At 73.9% G+C, this 1,880-nt stretch carries 2 protein-coding genes; both read right to left on the bottom strand.

The window, feature by feature from the left end; genetic code table 11:
• Positions 1 to 735 (bottom strand): UDP-N-acetylmuramate--L-alanine ligase (locus ACTIR_RS26860; protein WP_026455343.1); only part of this gene is annotated, 735 nt, incomplete at its 3' end.
• 44 nt (positions 736 to 779) lie between these two features.
• Positions 780 to 1,880, bottom strand: a 1,101-nt coding sequence (murG, locus tag ACTIR_RS0118125) for an undecaprenyldiphospho-muramoylpentapeptide beta-N-acetylglucosaminyltransferase (protein WP_233345945.1), incomplete at its 5' end; no start/stop codon positions are given.

The following is a 1,880-nucleotide window of genomic DNA, read 5'->3' as shown; positions in this document are numbered from 1 at the left end:
CCGGCGCACCCGCACCCCGTCGGCCTCGGCCGCCGCCGCCAGCTCCGCGGCGGGCGGGTCGTCGGCGCAGACCACGAGCAGACCACCCGGCTCGATCCGGCGCACGAACTCGGCGAACACCGCCTGGTAGGCCTCGGCCGTGCCGTGGTGGTCGAGATGGTCGGGTTCCAGGTTCGTGATCACCGCCACCGACGGGGTGTAGGCGAGGAACGACCCGTCGCTCTCGTCGGCCTCCGCGACGAAGAGACCGCCCTCACCGTGGTGCGCGTTGGCCCCCGACTCGTTCAGGTCGCCCCCGATGGCGAACGACGGGTCCAGCCTGCAGTGCTGCAACGCCACGGTGAGCATCGACGTCGTCGAGGTCTTGCCGTGCGTCCCCGCGATGCAGGCGACCCGGTGGCCCTCCATCAGGGCCGCGAGCGCCTGCGCCCGGTGCAGCACCGGGATCCCCCGCTCGCGGGCGGCCACCAGTTCCGGGTTGTCCTCCCGGATCGCCGTGGACACGATCACCGCGGACGGGTCCTGTCCGAGCACGTCGAGATTGTCGGCCCGCTGCCCGACCTCGATGTGCGCACCCTGGGCGCGCAGTGTGAGGAAGGCACGGGAGTCCTTCGCGTCGGATCCCGACACCCGCGCTCCCCTGGCGAGCAGGATCCGCGCGATGCCGCTCATCCCGGCACCGCCGATCCCGATGAGATGTGCCCTGTCGAGCACCCCGTCCCGCTCCAACGTCATCGCCCCCTGCCTCGGTTCCCCTCGTCGTTTCCGGACCTGTCGTGTCAGGACCTGCCCACTCGTGCGGCCGCCTGTTCCAGCACCATGCCCGCCAGCACCTCGTCGGCCTCCCGGTGGCCGAGGCCGACCGCCGCCGCGCTCATCCTCCCCAGCCTGCCCGGGTCGGTCGCCAACGGCACCACGCTCTCCGCGATCCGGTCGCCGGTGAGGTCCGCGTCGTCGATCATGAGCGCCGCGCCCGCGTCGACCGCGGGCCGCGCGTTCGACGCCTGTTCGCCGTTGCCGTGCGGCAGCGGGACGAAGACGGCGGGCAGTCCCACCGCCGACACCTCCGCGACGGTCATCGCCCCGGAGCGGCACAGCACCAGGTCCGCCGCGGCGTACGCGAGATCCATCCGCTCCAGGTACGGCACCGGCACGTAGGCGGGCCGTCCCGGGAACTCGCGCACCACGACGGTGTTGCCGGGTCCGTGCGCGTGCAGCACGCTCACGCCCGCGTCGGCGAACCGCTCCGCCGCGTCGGACATCGCCGTGTTGATCGACCGGGCGCCCTGGGAACCGCCGAAGGCCAGCAGCACGGGGGCACTCGGATCGAGGCCGAAATACTCGCGGGCCCGGTCCCGGAGCGCGGTGCGGTCGAGCGTGGTGATCGAACGCCGCAACGGGATACCGACGACGTCGGCGCCCGGCAGCGCCGTCCCCGGCACCGCGGTGGCCACCCGCGCCGCGAGACGCGCCCCCACCTTGTTCGCCAGCCCCGCGTGCTTGTTCGCCTCGTGCACCACGATCGGCACCCGCCCACGGGCGGCGAGATAGGCGGGCAGCGCCACGTAGCCACCGAAGCCGACCACCACGTCGGCGTCGACGCGGTCGAGCACCTCCCGGGTGCGCCGGACCGAGTCGCGGACCTTCCCCGGCAGTCGCAGCAGATCCACGGTGGGCTTGCGCGGCATCGGCACCGGTGGGACCAGTTCCAGCGGGTAGCCGCGGGCGGGCACCAGCTGGTTCTCCAGCCCGCGCTCCGTGCCCAGGGCCACCACCCGGGCATCCGGCCGCAGCCGGGTCACCGCGTCCGCCAGCGCGAGCGCCGGTTCGATGTGGCCCGCGGTGCCACCCCCCGCGACGACCACGGTGGGTGCGCTGCA

It is taken from the genome of Saccharomonospora iraqiensis subsp. iraqiensis, from assembly GCF_000430445.1.
GTDB classification, from domain to species: domain Bacteria; phylum Actinomycetota; class Actinomycetes; order Mycobacteriales; family Pseudonocardiaceae; genus Saccharomonospora; species Saccharomonospora iraqiensis.
The sequence above is the reverse complement of the archived record's forward strand: the minus strand, read 5'-3'. Positions and strand labels throughout refer to the sequence as shown.